This window comes from Rhizobium sp. BK399 (assembly GCF_014194695.1).
Classification (GTDB): Bacteria; Pseudomonadota; Alphaproteobacteria; order Rhizobiales; family Rhizobiaceae; genus Rhizobium.
Genome location: NZ_JACIAH010000006.1, coordinates 175,756 through 192,829, shown reverse-complemented (window position 1 = coordinate 192,829; position 17,074 = coordinate 175,756). Strand labels below are relative to the sequence as shown.

At 60.3% G+C, this 17,074-nt stretch carries 13 protein-coding genes and 1 pseudogene; 6 read left to right on the top strand and 8 right to left on the bottom strand.

Going from position 1 to position 17,074, the window contains the following annotated elements:
- Positions 1-23: 23 nt before the first annotated feature.
- The 6 genes from FHT97_RS15180 to FHT97_RS15155 all read right to left on the bottom strand — a co-directional run bounded on the left by FHT97_RS15180 (position 24) and on the right by FHT97_RS15155 (position 7,588).
- A complete protein-coding gene (locus FHT97_RS15180; protein WP_183863308.1) occupies positions 24-1,937 on the bottom strand; it encodes a beta-L-arabinofuranosidase domain-containing protein in 1,914 nt (637 codons plus the stop codon).
- Positions 1,938-1,962: 25 nt separating this feature from the next.
- The gene (locus tag FHT97_RS15175; RefSeq protein WP_183863306.1) at positions 1,963-2,826 is read right to left on the bottom strand and encodes a carbohydrate ABC transporter permease; all 864 of its coding nucleotides are present in this window, start codon (positions 2,824-2,826) and stop codon (positions 1,963-1,965) included.
- A complete protein-coding gene (locus FHT97_RS15170) occupies positions 2,826-3,740 on the bottom strand; it encodes a sugar ABC transporter permease (protein ID WP_183863304.1) in 915 nt (304 codons plus the stop codon). Before FHT97_RS15170 ends, FHT97_RS15175 begins: the two co-directional genes overlap by 1 nt.
- 75 nt (positions 3,741-3,815) lie before the next feature.
- Positions 3,816-5,054, bottom strand: coding sequence for a sugar ABC transporter substrate-binding protein (locus tag FHT97_RS15165; RefSeq protein WP_183753709.1), 1,239 nt, complete (start codon positions 5,052-5,054; stop codon positions 3,816-3,818).
- 43 nt (positions 5,055-5,097) lie between these two features.
- Entirely contained in the window at positions 5,098-6,120 is a 1,023-nt protein-coding gene (locus tag FHT97_RS15160) for a LacI family DNA-binding transcriptional regulator (protein WP_183863302.1), read from the bottom strand.
- A 178-nt stretch (positions 6,121-6,298) separates the two neighbouring features.
- Entirely contained in the window at positions 6,299-7,588 is a 1,290-nt protein-coding gene (locus FHT97_RS15155) for an ABC transporter substrate-binding protein (protein WP_183863300.1), read from the bottom strand.
- Between the two features lie 140 nt (positions 7,589-7,728).
- Here FHT97_RS15155 and FHT97_RS15150 point away from each other — a divergent pair.
- From FHT97_RS15150 to FHT97_RS15140, 3 genes and pseudogenes are all read left to right on the top strand, one after another.
- Positions 7,729-8,745, top strand: a pseudogene (locus tag FHT97_RS15150) (LacI family DNA-binding transcriptional regulator); the annotation flags it as partial.
- A gap of 17 nt (positions 8,746-8,762) precedes the next feature.
- Complete coding sequence (locus FHT97_RS15145) at positions 8,763-10,619, top strand: DUF2264 domain-containing protein (protein WP_183863296.1); 1,857 nt, start codon at positions 8,763-8,765, stop codon at positions 10,617-10,619.
- A complete protein-coding gene (locus FHT97_RS15140; RefSeq protein WP_183863294.1) occupies positions 10,616-11,626 on the top strand; it encodes a hydroxyacid dehydrogenase in 1,011 nt (336 codons plus the stop codon). Before FHT97_RS15145 ends, FHT97_RS15140 begins: the two co-directional genes overlap by 4 nt.
- Here FHT97_RS15140 and FHT97_RS15135 read toward each other — a convergent pair.
- Both FHT97_RS15135 and FHT97_RS15130 read right to left on the bottom strand, forming a co-directional pair.
- Entirely contained in the window at positions 11,623-12,894 is a 1,272-nt protein-coding gene (locus tag FHT97_RS15135) for a Gfo/Idh/MocA family oxidoreductase (protein ID WP_183863292.1), read from the bottom strand. The two genes, FHT97_RS15140 and FHT97_RS15135, sit on opposite strands and share 4 nt — an antisense overlap.
- 158 nt (positions 12,895-13,052) lie before the next feature.
- Positions 13,053-13,730, bottom strand: coding sequence for a TetR/AcrR family transcriptional regulator (locus FHT97_RS15130; RefSeq protein WP_183863290.1), 678 nt, complete (start codon positions 13,728-13,730; stop codon positions 13,053-13,055).
- A 201-nt stretch (positions 13,731-13,931) separates the two neighbouring features.
- On the opposite strand from FHT97_RS15130, the gene FHT97_RS15125 reads away from it, so the two are divergent.
- The 3 genes from FHT97_RS15125 to FHT97_RS15115 are packed head-to-tail and all read left to right on the top strand — an operon-like array spanning position 13,932 to position 17,063.
- Entirely contained in the window at positions 13,932-15,218 is a 1,287-nt protein-coding gene (locus tag FHT97_RS15125) for an ABC transporter substrate-binding protein (RefSeq protein ID WP_183753725.1), read from the top strand.
- A gap of 5 nt (positions 15,219-15,223) precedes the next feature.
- Positions 15,224-16,186, top strand: coding sequence for a sugar ABC transporter permease (locus FHT97_RS15120; RefSeq protein WP_183753727.1), 963 nt, complete (start codon positions 15,224-15,226; stop codon positions 16,184-16,186).
- Positions 16,179-17,063 carry a carbohydrate ABC transporter permease gene (locus FHT97_RS15115; RefSeq protein ID WP_183863288.1) on the top strand — a complete coding sequence of 295 codons (885 nt, stop codon included), beginning with the start codon at positions 16,179-16,181 and terminating at the stop codon, positions 17,061-17,063. Before FHT97_RS15120 ends, FHT97_RS15115 begins: the two co-directional genes overlap by 8 nt.
- Positions 17,064-17,074: the final 11 nt, after the last annotated feature.

Genomic DNA, 17,074 nt, shown 5'->3' with positions numbered 1-17,074 from the left:
CGACTTACAGTGAACCTGCTGCGCTACTGGGCAGAGCGAATCCAAACGAGCATTTCGCCGGGCGCGCGGTTGTCCCACAGATGATAGGGCACAAAGCGTGCCGTCCCCTTCCCGGTTGCCGGCGGCTTGGTCCGATAGAGTGTCGTACCCCAATCCGACTCATCCTTGGTCACCGGGACATCGAGGGCGACCGCACCACCAAGCTCGGCGATCTCCGCCGTGCTTGCCAATAGATCCTCGCCAAGCCGGATGCCATTCAGGCCTGCCCCGTTGTCCGTTGCCTCGACGCAATAGACGAGAGGACCGCGCATCAGAGCAGCGCGCCCGGCGTCCTGGCGAACCAGTGGATTTGCCCAAAGAGCGCGCGCTTCCAGCGGAATGTTCAAGTCGATCTTGTCGCCATCGCGCCACTCGCGTTCGATGCGGGCGTAACCATCAACGTCGACTGAGCCCAGTTCGATCGGCTCACCGTTGACGGCGAGCGTTGCGCCATTCGCCCATTCCGGGATACGCAGCGAAACCGCAAAGCGAGCCGGCGTGCTTGTCTTGATGTCGAAATGAACGGCACCGTGCCAGGGGTAGCGGGTCTTCTGCGTCAGTTCGACATCCGAGCCGGCGATTTTGAACCGCGCCTTGCCTTCTCCGTAGAGATGGATGGCAATCTCGTCGTCGGCGACACCATACATATAGGAGCCGATCGAGGCGAGCAGGCGGGCAATGTTCGGCGGGCAGCAGGGGCAATGGTGCCAAATCCAGCGGTGGTGCTTGCCAGCGCTTTCCAGCGGGTTTTCGTAGAAGAACGTCTTGCCGTCGAGCGAGAGGCCGGCCATCGCGCCGTTGTAGAGTGCCTGCTCCATTATATCGGCATAGCGACGGTTCGGGCCGCGGCCAAGCATGCGGTTTGCCCAGAAGACCAGGCCGACGGAAGCGCAGGTCTCGGCATACGCGCTTTCGTTCGGCAGATCATAGTAGTCAGTGAAGCCTTCGTTGGCCGCCGCTGGGCCAATGCCGCCAGTGACATACATCTGCTTGGTCGTCAGGTCGTTCCAAAGGGTCTCGAGAGCGCCGGTCAGACTGTCATCGTTATACTCGGTCGCGATGTCGGCCATTCCAGAATAGAGGTACATGGCGCGAACGGCGTGGCCGACGACCTTCTTCTGCTCGCGAACCGGCTGATGGGCCTGGCTGTATTCATAGGTCTTCTGATGATAGTCCGCTGTGCTGCGACCATCGCGGATCGCCTCTTCGGTGAAGAAGTGCGGCTCCGTTCCGCGCTCATCGACAAAGAACTTGGCAAGGTCCAGGTACTTCTTCTCACCCGTCGCACGGGCGAGCTTGACCAGTGCCAACTCGACCTCCTCGTGGCCGCAATAGCCCGGCATCTTGCCCGGGCCGTGACCGAAGACGGAAATCAGGTAATCGGCAAAGCGGCACATGATATCGAGCAGCTTACGCTTGCCGGTGGCCTGATAATAAGCGACCGCGCCTTCCATCAGGTGACCGGCGCAATAGAGTTCGTGATGGTCGCGCAGGTTGGTCCAGCGGCGGTCGGGCTGAACCCGCTGGAACCAGGCATTCACATAGCCATCCTTATCCTGCAGCTTCTCGTACATATCGACGATGGCATCGACCCGGCCTTCCAAAGCAGGATTGGCGCGGCGATAGAGCGAATAGGCAACCGTCTCGATCGACTTGCCGAGATCGCTATCCCAAAACATCTGCGTCGAACCGCCCCAGGGACCGATCGGGATGACAATACCTGGGCTCGGTTTGGTAACGTCGATTGCCTGCAGCATGCCGGCCTCGACACAGCGATCGAGCAGCGTTTCGGCGGTGCTATTGCAGATCGCATCCTGGCGCTCTCCGAACAGGCCATGCACATCGACATCAGGTACGGGAAGCGGACGAAACTGGCGATCTCTTTTCAACTTGTTCATGGCTTGATCCATCTTTCTTCGGAGGTCATTTCACAGCGCCGGCCATCAGCCCGCGCATGTAGTAGCGTTGCAGAAGCAGGAAAACGATGAGGCACGGGATCGTCATGACGGCGACACCCGCCTGCACGGCGCCCCAGTTGATCGCGCCCAGACGACCGGCGCGCACCGCCATCATCAGCACGGGCAGCGTGTACTTCTCGTTGCTGGAAAGCAGCACGAGCGCAGCCAGGAATTCGTTCCAGGCATTGAGGAAGGCGAAGATCGCCACGGTCGCGACACCCGGCAGGACAAGCGGCAGCAGCACGAGCACGAGCAGCTTCAGGTCATGGGCGCCGTCGATACGCGCTGCTTCTTCGATCTCCTTTGGCACCGCATCGAAGGCGTTGCGCATCATGAATACCGAAAACGGCAGCTGTAGCGTCACATAAACCAGCGTCAGGCCAAAGAGGGAATTGTTGAGCCCGAGCCTGGCAAGGATGATGAAGAGTGGTGTGAGAATGGATTGGAAGGGGATCATCAGCGTCGCGATGATCAGGATGAAGAAGACGTTCTTCATCGGGAAGCGGTAGCGCGAGAAGCCGTAGCCGGCGAGCAGGCTGATGACCACGGTCAGCACAACTGTCGCAACCGACACGATGAGCGAGTTGAGAGTATGCTGCCAGATGCCGGCGCCGAAACTGTCCAGCGAGCGATAGGAATCGAAGCTGATGCCGTTCGTCGGCCATGGCGGCAGCGGCGGCAACCGCGCCTCCGTGCCATGCCGGAGCGAGGCGAGCAGAGTGATAACAAACGGAGCGAGGAAGAAAATGGCTATAGCGATGCCGGTGCCGTGATAGGCAGCCTGCCCACGGATTACACGGCTTCGCCTGCGACCAGTGACGAGGCTCATCAGCGCTCCTCCCCGACACGCAGCAGCCAAAGCTGCACGACACTGATGACGACCAGAATGGCGAGCAGTGCAATCGACAGCGCTGCGCCATAGCCGAGATTGAAAGACACGAACGACTGGTTGAAGATATAGTAAACGACGGAAATCATTCTGTTTTGCGGTCCGCCCGAGGTCATGATGTAGAACTGATCGAAGGCGAGGATCGAGCCGGTCACCGAAATAATCAGAGCAAGCGCGATCGTCCTGCGCATTAACGGCAGCGTCAGAAAGCGGAAACGCTGCCACCAGTTTGCGCCATCGACGACAGCGGCCTCGGTGAGATCGGTCGGGATCGCCTGCAACCCTGTGAGCAGGATGATCATTGTAAAGCCGGCTATCTTCCACACGACCATGACGCAAATCGTCAGGAACGCGCTGTCGAAGGTGGCAAGCAGGTTCGGGCTCTTCTCGACCAGTCCGAGCGCTTTCAAGGCGGGACCGATGAAACCGCTGTCGACGTTGGCGAGCCACACCCACAGCAGCGACGCCGACGCCAGACCGACGACGACGGGTAGAAAGATGACGGTGCGATAGGTGCTGACGAAGGCCCGCTGCCGCTCGACGAACAGGGCAAGCGGAAAGGCGACCGCGAAGATCAGGATCGTCACGATGACCGTGTAGTAGGCGGTGAAGTTCAGAGCCGCGACGAAGCGGCCGTCATTGAACATGCGGAAGTAGTTGTTGAAGCCGATCCAGCGCTGGGCACCCATCAGGGGCCAGTTGTGAAGGCTCATCCAGGCGGTGAACCCGACCGGGAGCACGAAGAAAACGATCACCAAAAGCATCGCCGGAGCGATGTAGAGGAGGCCCGTCCATTCCGGTCGTGGGGCACGTCTGCGCACGCATGCAATCTGCTTTTGACCCGTCACGGTCATCGAAACACTCCGCATCATTCCTGGTAAAATCGGCCGGAGGACTGCCACCGCCCTCCGGCCACGGCCGCCGGGAGATTATTGGCCGCTGTCAATGATGGACTGCATCTCCGACTGCGCGTTCTTGAAGGCGCCGTCGACATCGTCGCCGAAGATGGCGGCGTTGGTGAATGTCGCCCACGGACCGTTGGCGCTGTTGATCAGATCGTTGAACTGCAGCGTATAAGGGGTCTTGGCGACCGAGATGGCCTTCAGGCCGACCTGCAGCCGCGGATCGAGGCCCTCGAGCACCTTGTCGGCGATGTCACCGCGGGTCGGCAGGCTGCCGTATTTCGCCATGATCTTCTGGCCGTCCATGGAGTAGATGTATTCGAGGAATTCCTTCACGGCGTCGATCTTCTTGGTGCCCTTGGTGATGACGAAGTTGTCGCCGCCAGCAAAGGAAGACGGATTGCCGTCAACGCCCGGGATGAGCGTCACGCCGAAATTGATGTCGGGATGCTCGGTGACGAGCGTGCCGATCGCGAAGGCACCGAGGCTCTGTTGGCCGATCTTGCCGTTGGTGAAGGTCAGGAAGTTGGCACCATTGTCGCTGGCAGCGCTTGCCGGGACAAGATCCTTCTTAACCATGTCGCGATAGTAGTCGACCGCCTTGCGCATCTGCGGGGTATCGAGGGTCGCCGTCTTGCCGTCGGCCGACAGGATGTCGGCACCCGCACCCCAGGTGAGCGGCGTGAACGTGAAGATCATGCAGCCACCGCAGCCGCCGCCGGAGAAATAGAAGCCGTAGGTGTCATCACCGAGCTTACGGATCTTCTCGGCGTTAGCAGTGATTTCCTCCCAGGTCGCTGGCGCCTTTTCAGGATCAAGACCTGCCTTCTTGTAGAGGTCCTTGTTCCAGGCGAAGACCGAGGTCTCGACTGACAACGGCAAACCGTAGACGCGATCCTGATAGGTGCCGAGGCGGACGTGCGACGGCGATAGCGAATTGAAATAGGGCAGCTTCTTTGCCCAGTCCGTCAGGTCTTCCAACTGTCCGGCAGCAGCGAAGGCCGGGTTGTAGATGAGATCCATCGACAAGGCATCCGGCGCCTGCCCACCGGCAATGGCGGTTGCGTATTTCTGGACGAGTTCCGAGAACGGCACCTCGGTCGCAACGACCTGGTTCTCGTGGCTGGAATTGTAGGCTTCGACAACCTTCTTGAAGGACTCACCGATGCCCGAACGGACCCACATTTCGACTTTCTCGGCGGCCGACGCTCCGGACACCAGGCATAGGGTGGCAACGCTTGTCGCAGCCAACAGACGCTTAATCATGGCACTTCCTCCCAAATTGGCGCATCTCCTCCGCGCCGGTTCCTCATCTCCTGGGGTTTTGGGCCCCGCATGACTGCCGCACCACAAGCCGGCACGGCAATTTCCTGACACCCGGATCCACCGGGCGTCCCTCCGCCAGCGCCAGGACCGTCAACCCGGCCTGACGCCCTAGTTCCTTCAACTCCATATCGACGGAGGTGAGCGGCGGCCGCGTCTGGCCGGCGACGATCTCCCAATTGTCGAAACCGACCACGGAAACATCGTCCGGCACGCGTAGACCACGCTCGCGCAGCGCATCCACCACGCCACGGGCGATCTGATCGTTGCCGCAGAAGATCGCGTCCGGCCTTTCGCCTTCCTTGCTCCAAATCTCAGCGACAGCCTCGTGACCCCAGGCCTCGGCCCAGTGACCAAACATGACGAGGCCCTCGCCGCCAATGACATCGCGATAGGCATCCGCGCGCTCGCGAACCGAGAAGAAACTCTCCGGCCCGGTCACGTGAGCAATCCGACGACGGCCCATCTTCACAAGCCATTCCACCGCCAGCCGCGCGCCCTGCGCGTCGTCCGAGCGGAAGGTAACGCTTGTGGATGCCCCCTCGGTGAATGCGTAGACGACGGGGACAGGCAGGTCCGAAAGATCGATCGGAAGCTGTCGATCCAATCGCTTTCCAGTGGCGATGATCCCGTCCACTTGCTTTTCCAGCATGGCGTCGACATGGATCTGACCGAGCGCTGGATCGTCTTCGATCGCGCAGAGAAAAACCGATACCCCGTGATCGAGCAACGCCTCCGAAATGCCGGCCATGACAGGCAGCGTGAAGCGCCCATACGTGTCGTTGGTCAACAGGCCGATCGTGAAGCTGCGTTTGCTCAGCAGGCCGCGGGCAAGCGCATTCGGACGGAACCCGACCTCGCCGGCGATGCGCTTCACCCGCTCCCGGGTGTCCGCGCTCATGCGCCCGGTTTCATTCAGCGCTTTCGACGCAGTAGAGATACTAACACCCGCCGCCGCTGCGACGTCGTGAATGGTGATCCGGCCTCTTTTTCCGCCAGTGACGTTCACCGCGCCCCTCCCTGTTCGACGATGAGAAAAGCTTTTCCCAAACCGATCGTCAAGTGAGAAAAGGTTTTCTCAATCAAAAATCATACAATTGTCATCGAGAGACCAGGAGGCACGAAAGCAAAGAAAATCGCGGCAGTTTTTACGACTGCCGCGATCCAATTCAGCCACGTGTATGCGATCAACCCTTGATCGTCGCCTTGCCTTCTTCAAGGAGACGGGCCGCCGCTTCGGCGGGAGTCGTCCGCTCGAAAGCGAGTTCATCGGCGATCGGACGGAAAACGCGCTGGTCGAACTGTGTCGAGCCGAGCGGTGCCGGTGCCGGATATTCGCCGACCTGATCTTTCAGCAGGTTAATATATTTCACGGTGGCCTGCTCGGTCGGATTAAGGTTGGGGAGAATCGCCTCGCGCACGACCGGCGACATGGGCACGCCGCGCTCCACGCCAAGGATCTTGCCGGCGTCGACGTCGTTGACGAAGAAGTCGATGAACTTGGCCGCAGCTTCGCCATTCTTGGTAGACCCACCGACGCTCCAGATCAATGCGGGGCGATAATAGTGGCCGGAGGGGCCGCCCTTCTTTTCGCGCGGCAGGAGCGTGATCGCGAGCTTATTTTTGGAAAGAAGCTGGTAGCCGACGAGCTGGTTGGAATAGGCCATCCCCATTGCCGATTTTCCGAGCGCGAGTGCGTTCGTGTCGATGGTGTTCTGGTCAAGCGTCTGGATATCGGCAGCGACGGTGCCGCCCTTCTTGCGCAGATCCTCCCAGAACGTGTACCACGCCGTCGCATCGTCCACATTGAAGCCGAGCTTGCCGTCGGCATAGAGGCTCTTGCCGCGCTGACGCAACCAGGCATCGAAGACGTAGGTGTAGCGCGCACCGTAAGGGCCGCCCCAGTAGTTGTCCTTGCCGCCAGCCTTCGTCAGTTCGACCGCAAGCTTGGCATACTCTTCCCAAGTAAGGTCCGCAGTCGGCACCGGGATGCCAGCTTTCTCGAAGGCAGTCTGGTCAAAGAACAGCGCGAAGGAGTTGAGGCCAAGACCGACGCCGTAAAGCTTTCCGTCCACAGTCGTCAGCTTCAGCATGTCCTTGCCGAACGAATCGACCTTCAATGTCGAGGGTACGAATTCATCCAGTGCCAGGCAGGCACCGCGCTTGGAGTAGTCCGAGATCGTTCCCGGCTCGAGCTGGAACACGTCGGCAATGGCGCGGCCAGCCATCTGTGTGGACAGCTTGGTCCAGTAGCCATCGCCACTCAGGGACTCACCGACGATCGACACGCCGGGATTCTTGCTCTCGTAGAGCTTCGTGACATCAAGCGTGCGTTTGGCACGATCGTTCGATCCCCACCACATCGCGCGAAGCTTCGAATCTTCCGCAAAAGCCGGGATCGAGCCTCCGGCGCCGAAGGCCAGACCGGCAGCAACACCGGCAGAACCCATCAGAAATGAACGGCGATTGACCTGCATCTTTCATCCTCCTCTTTCATCGCCCCGCCATCCTCCAACGGCTTAGTGGGCTTATGCGGCGTAGATTACGCAAAAAAATACTCAATGCAACAAATTATCTTTTTCTTGCAAATTTGCATTATTTGCATAATCTCCTCGATATGAACGAGATGAAGACCAAAAGACTGAGACAAGCCGACATCGCAGCCATGGCTGGAGTCTCCGTATCCACGGTGTCCCGCGTGCTCGCCAACGAGCCCGGAATCAGCGAAAGCGTGCGCCAGCACATTCTCAAGGTGGCGGCCGAGAACGGTTACTCGGCCCGCACGACGAGCGGTCCGCTGCGCGGCACTCTCGCCTTGATAGCCAGCGATGGGGTAACAGGCGGGCTGAGTGTCTTCTACGAAGGGATCGTCGAGGGGTTGCGCGCCGGCGCCCTCGATGCCGGTCTTCCCTTCGAGGTGCGGCTCATCCGCGAGAACAGGGCTACGCCGGACGTGGTCCATGAGTATATGCAGACGGCCGGTGCCGGCGGGCTGTTCCTCGTCGGAATCGATCCGAGCGCCGAGTTGCGCGCCTGGTTCGAGGACGCCGCGATCCCGACGGTGCTGGTCAACGGCACCGATCCGCGGCTCAAGATCGACGGCGTTTCACCTTCGAACTTTTTCGGTGCCTATGAAGCGACGACCCGTCTACTGAATGCCGGCCATCGCCGGATCCTACATTTGACGGGATCGCACCGGAACACGATTCGCGAGCGCGTGCGCGGCTTCAAAGCTGCGATTTCAGAGGTGGAGGGTGCGGAAGGACGCCTTGTGTCGATGACCTTCCATGGCAGTGCAACCCGCGAAGCGCACGAACTGACGTCCGCCGTGCTCGCGGAGAACGTCGGCTTCACTGCCGCCTTCTGCATGAACGATTTCATCGCCGTCGGCGTTCTCGAAGCCGCAACCGAGGCCGGAATGCGGGTGCCGGAGGATTTCGCCATCGTCGGCTTCGACGATCTTCCCTGCGCGCTGATGACCAACCCACCGCTGTCGACCATGCGCGTCGATCGCATGGCGCTTGGCAGGGAGGCAGTCAGTCTTATTGTTGCGCGCTTCAAGGACCGCAATGCCCCTGCCCGCCAGATTTGCCATGCCGTCGTGCCAATTGGCGGCGGCACCGTTCCGAACTCCTGAAATGAGCAATGCCGATGACCTATGACCCCGCCAGTGCAAATCCGCTTGCCAACAATCCGCTGAAGACACGCGAGGACATGTCGCGCGCGCTGCGTGACCTCTTCGATCCGCTGCTTCCCTTTTTTTCGGCAGGCAATGCCCGCGTCCGGCTTGATGGCGCGGCTGCGCATTTCGATCGCGCGGCAGCGGATCTCGAAGGCTTTGCGCGGCCGCTCTGGGGATTGGCGCCGTTTGGCGCGGGTGGCGGCGACTTCGAGGAATGGCACCGCTTTGCCGAGGGCATCGCCAATGGCACAGACCCGAGACACCCTGAATATTGGGGGACCGTCAACGGTCGCGATCAGCGCATGGTAGAGCTTGCGGCGCTCGGCTTCGCGCTGGCACTGGTGCCGGAGAAGGTCTGGGAGCCGCTGAGCGGCCGGGCGCGCGACAATGTCGTCGCCTATCTCAAGCATGCCCGGCAGTTCGACTATGCCGACAACAACTGGAAATTCTTCCGCATCTTCGTCGACATCGCGCTCGACCGCGTCGGCGCCAATTTCGACCGCAGCCTGACCAAGCAATATCTCGAGGAGCTAGAGGGCTTCTACATCGGTGACGGCTGGTACCGTGACGGCAATGTTCGCCGTATCGACCACTACATTCCATTCGCCATGCATTTCTACGGCCTGATCTACTCCAAGCTCGTCGACGACGACTACGCAGAGCGTTACCGCGAACGTGCTGTCCTCTTCGCCAATGACTTCAAACACTGGTTCGGCTCGGATGGTGCGACGATTCCGTTCGGCCGCAGCCTGACCTACCGCTTCGCCTGCGCCGGTTTCTGGTCAGCTCTTGCCTTCGCCGATCTTGAGGCCTTGCCTTGGGGCGAAATCAAGAGCCGCTGCCTGCAGCATCTGCGCTGGTGGAAGGACAAGCCGATGACCAACCGCGACGGCATCCTGTCGATCGGCTTCGGCTATCCCAACCTGCTGATGTCCGAGAACTACAATTCAGCCGGTTCGCCCTATTGGGCATTCAAGGCGTTCCTGCCGCTGGCTTTGGCCGAGGATCATCCCTTTTGGACTGCGCCGGAAAAGCCGCCTGTCGAAACGGCGAGCGTCCTGCCGCAGCGCCATCCCGGCATGGTGCTGATGCGCAATGGCGGCGACGTCGTCGCGCTTTCCTCCGGCCAGGAGAACCTGCAGATGCGGTTCGGCACGGAGAAATACGCGAAGTTCGCCTATTCCAGCCGCTACGGATTCAGCGTCGAATCCGACGAGCGCAACTTCGCCGGCGCCGCCTTCGATTCAGCCCTCGCCTTCAGCGATGATGGCCTGCATTACCGTGTTCGCGAGACCAACCGGGAGGCCAAGCTTGCTGGTGATGTTCTTTATTCCAAGTGGTCGCCATTCCAGGATGTAGACGTCGAGACTTGGCTGGTGCCGGCAGCGCCATGGCACATCCGCGTCCACCGGATCAACACACCCCGGCCTCTGCAGACCGCGGAAGGCGGCTTTGCGATCGCACGCCGGGATTTCGAGCTCGATACGCTTGTCGCGGACGGTTCGAGCGCCTACGCCGTCGGGGAAGCTGACTTCAGCGGAATTGTCGATCTCGGCTCTCAGGCACCGCGCACCGGCGTCACACAAAAGGCGCCGCCGAACACCAACATGATCGTTGCGAAGACGCTGGTGCCGCAGCTGCGTGGTGAAATTCCAGCAGGCCAGACGATCCTGATGACCGCGGTCCTTGCCGCCAACGACACAAGCACGGTAGCCGCCGCGTGGGCTGCTCGACCAAAGGCTCCTGACATTGCGGAGCTTGAAGCCCTTGTGGCGAGCGCCGGCATCGAGGTCAGCGCCATCAAGGCACCGGGGCAGATGCCATGAAGCACCCGTCCATCGCGCTTGCCATGCAGCCATCCCGAACAGAGCACGTCCTGAACGCCGAGGCGCTGCGCCGGTTGGCGGAGATCGGCCATCTTCTCGACCCTACACCGCTTCAGAGCTTTAGCGACGATCGTGCTCGCCGCGTTCTCGCCGAGACCGACATCCTCATCACCGGTTGGGGGGCGCCCTATATCGGTCGCGAGGTGCTTGCGGCCGCACCACGGCTGCGGCTCATCGCCCATGCGGCCGGAACCGTGAAGGGAATCGTCGACGAGCAGATCTTCGATGCCGGCATTGCCGTCACGCACGCCGCCGAAGCGAACTCGGTGCCGGTTGCGGAGTTTACGCTTGCGACAATCATCTTCGCCGGCAAGCAGGTGTTCCGCTTTCGCGACCTTTACGTCGCGGATCGCGACCGACACCGGACGCACGCGATGCAGCGGCTGGCGATCGGCAATTATCGCCGCACGGTCGGCATCGTCGGCGCATCGCGCATCGGCCGACGGGTCATCGAGCTGTTGCGACCATTCGAATACAACGTGCTTCTCTTCGACCCCACCGTCGATGTAGTCGAGGCGAAAAGCCTCGGAACCGAGAAGGTCGACCTGCCGACGTTGATGACACGATCCGATATCGTCTCCCTGCATGCGCCATCTCTTGCCTCGACGCGTCATATGATCGGAGCAGAGGAGCTGTCGCTGATGAAGGACGGCGCAACGCTGATCAACACGGCGCGCGGCGCCCTGATCGACGAAGCTGCGCTGCTCAAGACGCTCGCCAATGGGAAAATCGACGCCATCATCGACGTCACGGATCCTGAAATACCCGAGAGGGGGTCGGCTTTCTACGATCTGCCGAATGTCTTCCTGACGCCGCACATCGCCGGCGCAGTGGGGCTCGAGCGCGGGCGCCTCGGGGACATGGCAATCGATGAAATAGAGCGGTTCACCAAGGGCGAACCGCTCCGATATCAGATCCTGCGCCGCGACCTGGCACTTATTGCTTAGCCGGCTTTCAAATTCGCCGGTGCAGCGGCGACGATCTCCGGCATCAAATCGGAGATCTTCACGACCTTGCCGGTGCGCGAACTGGTGAGCGCCGCAATGCCACACAGTACCGACATGGCGCCAGCACGCGTGCCGGCTCGTTGGCCAAGCTTGTCTTCCATCCCCTGCTTGAAGATCATGTTGCGCATGCGGTTGTCGCCGCCGTAGTGGCCGCCCGCCGAATGCGGCACGACGATGCGTTCGACGGCCGGCTTGTCTTTCGGGAAATTGCGGACGAGCAGGATAGTGTCCTCGTCAGGCGTTTCCCAGGGCTGCTTTTCGTATTGCCTGAGCTCAATGCGCCCATGCGTGCCGTTGAAGGCGATGTGGTGGCCTTCGATCGGCTGGAAGGTATTCAGCGAATAGGAAACATGGACGTTGTTCTTGTAGCGGATGCTGACGACCATCGTGTCGGGGATATCGATATCCTCGCGATAAACGCAGCCGTCGCGGAAGTAGCCATCGATTTTCGACGGGTCTTCGTACAGTGAATCGAGGAATGGATCGGCTTCGAGGTCGAGATAATAGTCACACTCGCCAGTATGCGGACAGAGCTTGCAGCGCGGGCCGCGGAACGGCCCCTTGCGGCCGTAGTTCTGCAGGTCGGCGAAGGAAGTGACGGCATCGGGGTCGCTATCCAGATACCAGTTCAAGAGATCGAAGTGATGCGTCGCCTTGTGCACGAAAAGGCTGCCGGAGTTTTCTGCATAGGCGTGCCAGCGACGGAAATAGTCGGCCCCGTGCTTCGTATCGAGGTACCAGTGGAAGTCGACCGAGGTGACGCGGCCGATCTCGCCGCCATTCAGCAGCTCCTTGATCTTGGCCGCCGTCGGCGCGTAGCGGTAGTTGAACGACACGTCCACGCGCTTGCCGGTTCGTTTTTCCGCATCGAGGATACGGCGGATCTTGTCGACAGCCGTCGTCATCGGCTTTTCCGTAATGACGTCGATGCCGGCTTCCAAAGCACGAACGACGATGTCGTCATGCGTATAATCCGGCGTGCAGACGATGACGAGATCGACCTGCTGCTCAGCGAGCATGGCGTCGATGTTTTCGTAGATCGGCGCATTGCTGCCGATCATCGTGCGGGCTCGCTCGGCACGCAGCGAGTTGGTGTCGACGATCGCGACGAGATCCACATGCTCGCGCCAGCCGGCAAGCAATTCCTTGCCCCACATGGTGGTGCCGCGGTTTCCCGTTCCAATCAAAGCAAAGCGACGTTTCTCCATCGAATGATCCTCCTCATGCGTATGAAACGAACAGCGTCCTGATGCCTGACCAAGGAAAGCTGCGCCCCCTATTCGCGGCTCATGGCAAAGCTGTAACTAAACAGTTACCTGATGGCAGAGATGGTTTCCTGTCAATAGCCGATGGCGAATTTCACGGATCAGGCGGAAATCGATGCGAGGGTCACGTGGACGATGTGCCTCTCCCAGGCGTTGAGATTGCCCGGCTCCGCCAGGTCACGGCCGAAAATCGTCGAAAGCGTGTACTGGTTGGACAGATAGAAATATCCGAGCGAGGCAATCGTCAGGTAAACATTCAGCGGGTCGGCATTGGCGATGAAGACACCAGCCTTCTTGCCGCGCTCCAGCACGTCGGCGAGTTCTCCGATCAAATGCGAATGCAATTCCTTGAGCCGAACCGATTGGCGTAGCCAGCGGGCGCGATGAAGGTTCTCGGTTCCGAGCAGACTGAGAAATTCCGGGTGCTTCAGGAAATAGCGCCAGGTGAACAGCGCCAACTCACCAATGCCCTCCTCAGGCGTGCGGTCGCCGATATGGAGCTCGCGTTCGGCGGTGCGGATCCCGACATAGGCCTCCTCCAGCACCCTGAGATAGAGCTGTTCCTTGTCGCCGAAGTAGTGGTAAAGCATGCGCTTGTTTGTGCCAGCACGCTCGGCGATGGCGTCGACGCGCGCCCCGCCGATGCCGTTCTCAGCAAATTCCTTGGTCGCAGCCTCAAGGATTGCCGCGCGGGTCCGTTCCGGATCGCGCTGCAGGACACGTTCGGGCGATTGACGCCTTACTCTCTTCTTTTGCCCATTTCTGCCGGCGCCTTCCATCGGCTCACCTTTCCAATTTCCCCATTGCGCTCATAGTACGTTGAGAACAGATTGTAAAAACGAGAAGCGTCAGCGGCACCATCAACATCAGCGCTTGACAGCCTCAACGCTTGTCCATAGCTTGTAACCAATTAGTTATTTGTTGCAAGAGAAACCAGCAAGGAACGTGTGGAGGCGTTCCCCAAGGGAGGAGGAGAACAGATGACGTTCAGCATAAATAGACGTGGCTTCATGGCGGGGGGAGCTTCGCTCCTGTCGCTTTCGGCGCTCGGTGCCCCTGCATTCGCAGAGGATGCCCGACTTCGCCTTATCTGGTGGGGCTCGCAACCGCGCGCAGACCGCACCAATAAGGTCTCGGATCTCTACAAGTCGAAAAATCCCGGCGTTTCGATCACCGGCGAATTTCTCGGCTGGGGCGACTACTGGCCGCGCCTGGCAACACAGGTTGCCGGCAAGAACGCGCCCGACGTGATCCAGATGGATTATCGGTACATCGTCGAGTATGCCGGGCGCGGCGCGCTTGCACCGCTTGAGTCCTATATGCCGGCCAAGCTCAATCTGGGCGATTTCGACAAGGCACAGGTCGAAGGCGGCAGTGTGAATGGACACCTCTATGGCGTCAGCCTCGGTGCCAACTCGGCCGCAACGGTGCTCAACACCACTGCCTTCCAGGAAGCAGGTATAGACCTGCCGACCCAGGCAACCACGTGGGAAGAGTTCGGCAAGATGGCCGCCGAGCTGACCAAGGCGGGCAAGCGGAAGGGCATGTTCGGCATGGCCGACGGCAGCGGTGCCGAGCCCCTGTTCGAAAACTACCTTCGCCAGCGCGGCAAGGCCCTCTACACGGCGGACGGCAAGATTGCCTTCGGCGTCGAGGAAGCCTCCGAATGGTTCGATATGTGGAACAAGTTCCGCGAAAGCGGCGCCTGCGTCCCCGCCGACATTCAGGCGTTGGACAAGAACGACATCGAGACCAATACTGTCTCGCTCGGCAAGTCGGCTGCCGGCTACGCGCATTCGAACCAGTTCGTTGCCTATCAGCAGATGAACAAGGACAAGCTCGCACTTACCAACTACATGCGGGTCGCCAAGGACTCCAAGGGTGGGCACTATCGCAAGCCATCGATGTTCTTCTCGGTGTCGTCGCAATCGAAGGTGCTTGAGCAGGCGGTCGATTATGTCAACTTCTTCGTGCAGAATCCGGATGCTGCGGTCTTGCTCGGTGTCGAGCGCGGCATTCCAGAGTCCGCTGCCATGCGTGACGTGGTCGCTGGCAAGCTCGATGCAGTGGGCAAAATTCCGCTGGAGTATGTCGCCGGACTTGGAGAACTTGCCGGCAAGTTGCCGCCGCCGCCGCCCTCGGGCGCGGGCGAAGGCGAACTGACCTTGCGCAACATTTCCGAGCAGGTTGCTTTTGGCCAGGTGGCGCCAGCCGATGGCGGCAAGCAGCTCGTGGATGAGATCACGCGTATTCTCGCGCGAGGTTGAAACCTATGACCAATGCGATGCGCACGACGGCTAGCGGAGCCGTAGCAGTGGAACATTACCAGGGAGCAGTGGCAGACAGCCGTTTTCGGCGGCTGTGGAATGCCAATGCGCCGGGTTACCTGTTCCTATTGCCCTGGCTTCTGGGCTTTTTCGGGCTGACCCTCGGACCTGCTCTGATTTCGCTCTACTTGTCCTTCACCGACTTCGACATGTTGCAGTCGCCGGGCTGGGTGGGTGCTGCCAACTACGTGCGTATCGCGACGGCCGACCCGAAGTTCGCGTCGGCAATGTCGGTGACCCTGACCTATGTTGTGCTCTCGGTTCCGTTCAAGCTCGCTTTCGCACTCTTGGTCGCGATGGCGCTTAACAAGGGTGTGCGCGGTCTGCCCGTCTACCGCGCCATCTTCTATCTGCCGTCGCTGCTCGGCGGCAGCGTGGCGATCGCCGTCCTCTGGCGGCAGCTCTTCGCCCGCGACGGCCTGGTCAACGCGGCGCTTGCCAATTTCGGGATCGAAGGTCCGAGTTGGATCTCACATCCCAGCTATTCGATCTATACGCTGGTGGCGCTCAGCGTTTGGCAGTTCGGCTCGCCAATGATCATCTTCCTTGCCGGCCTGCGGCAAATTCCGACCGATATGTATGAGGCCGCCAGCCTCGACGGCGCATCCAAGTTCCGGCAGTTCTACAAGATCACTCTGCCGCTCTTGACGCCGGTCATCTTCTTCAACGCCGTCGTTCAGACGATCGATGCCTTCAAGGCCTTCACACCGGCCTTCATCATCTCGGGCGGCACAGGCGGGCCGATCAACTCGACGCTGTTCTACACGCTCTATCTCTATCAGGAGGCTTTCGGAAATTTCCGCATGGGCTACGCCTCGGCGCTCGCCTGGGTCCTCGTGCTGATCATCGCGGTCTTCACTGCCTTCTCCTTCCTGACCTCGCGTTATTGGGTGCACTACGATGACTAACGGGATTACATCGGCCGTTGCGGCACCACCTTCCGATATCACCAAGCGCAGCCTCCCGGCATCGATCACGGTCCATACGCTGCTGATCCTCGGCTCGCTGCTGATGCTCTATCCGCTGCTGTGGATGGTCTCCGCGTCGGTTCGGCCGGAAAACGAGATCTTCTCGTCGACCTCGCTCATTCCGTCGTCGATCGACTTCTCATCCTATCTTCGCGGCTGGGTCGGCCTCGACATCAGCTTCGGCCGGTTCTTCTGGAACTCGCTGGTCATTTCGGTTCTGACCGTCATCGGCAATGTTGTTGCCTGTTCGCTGGCAGCCTACGCCTTTGCCCGGCTGCGTTTCGCCGGCCGGAACTTCTGGTTCGCGATCATGCTCGGCACACTGATGATCCCGTACCACGTGACGCTCATTCCGCAGTATGTGCTGTTCCTCAACCTCGGTTGGGTGAACACCATCCTGCCGCTGGTCGTGCCGAAGTTTCTGGCAAGCGATGCCTTCTTCATCTTCCTGATGGTGCAGTTCTTCCGCGGCATCCCGCGCGAACTCGACGAAGCGGCGATGATGGACGGGTGCAGTGCCTGGCGCATCTACTGGAAGATCATGCTGCCGCTATCACTGCCGGTGCTAGCGACCGCAGCGATCTTTTCCTTCATCTGGACCTGGGACGACTTCTTCGGGCCGCTGATCTACCTCAACGACATGAACACCTACACGATCCAGCTCGGCCTGCGCACCTTCGTCGACTCGACCAGCGCATCGGACTGGGGCGGCCTGTTCGCCATGTCCACGCTGACGCTGGTGCCGGTGTTCTTCTTCTTCCTGTTTTTCCAGCGATTGCTGATCGAAGGCATCGCCACGACAGGCATGAAGCGCTGATGCAGTTACGG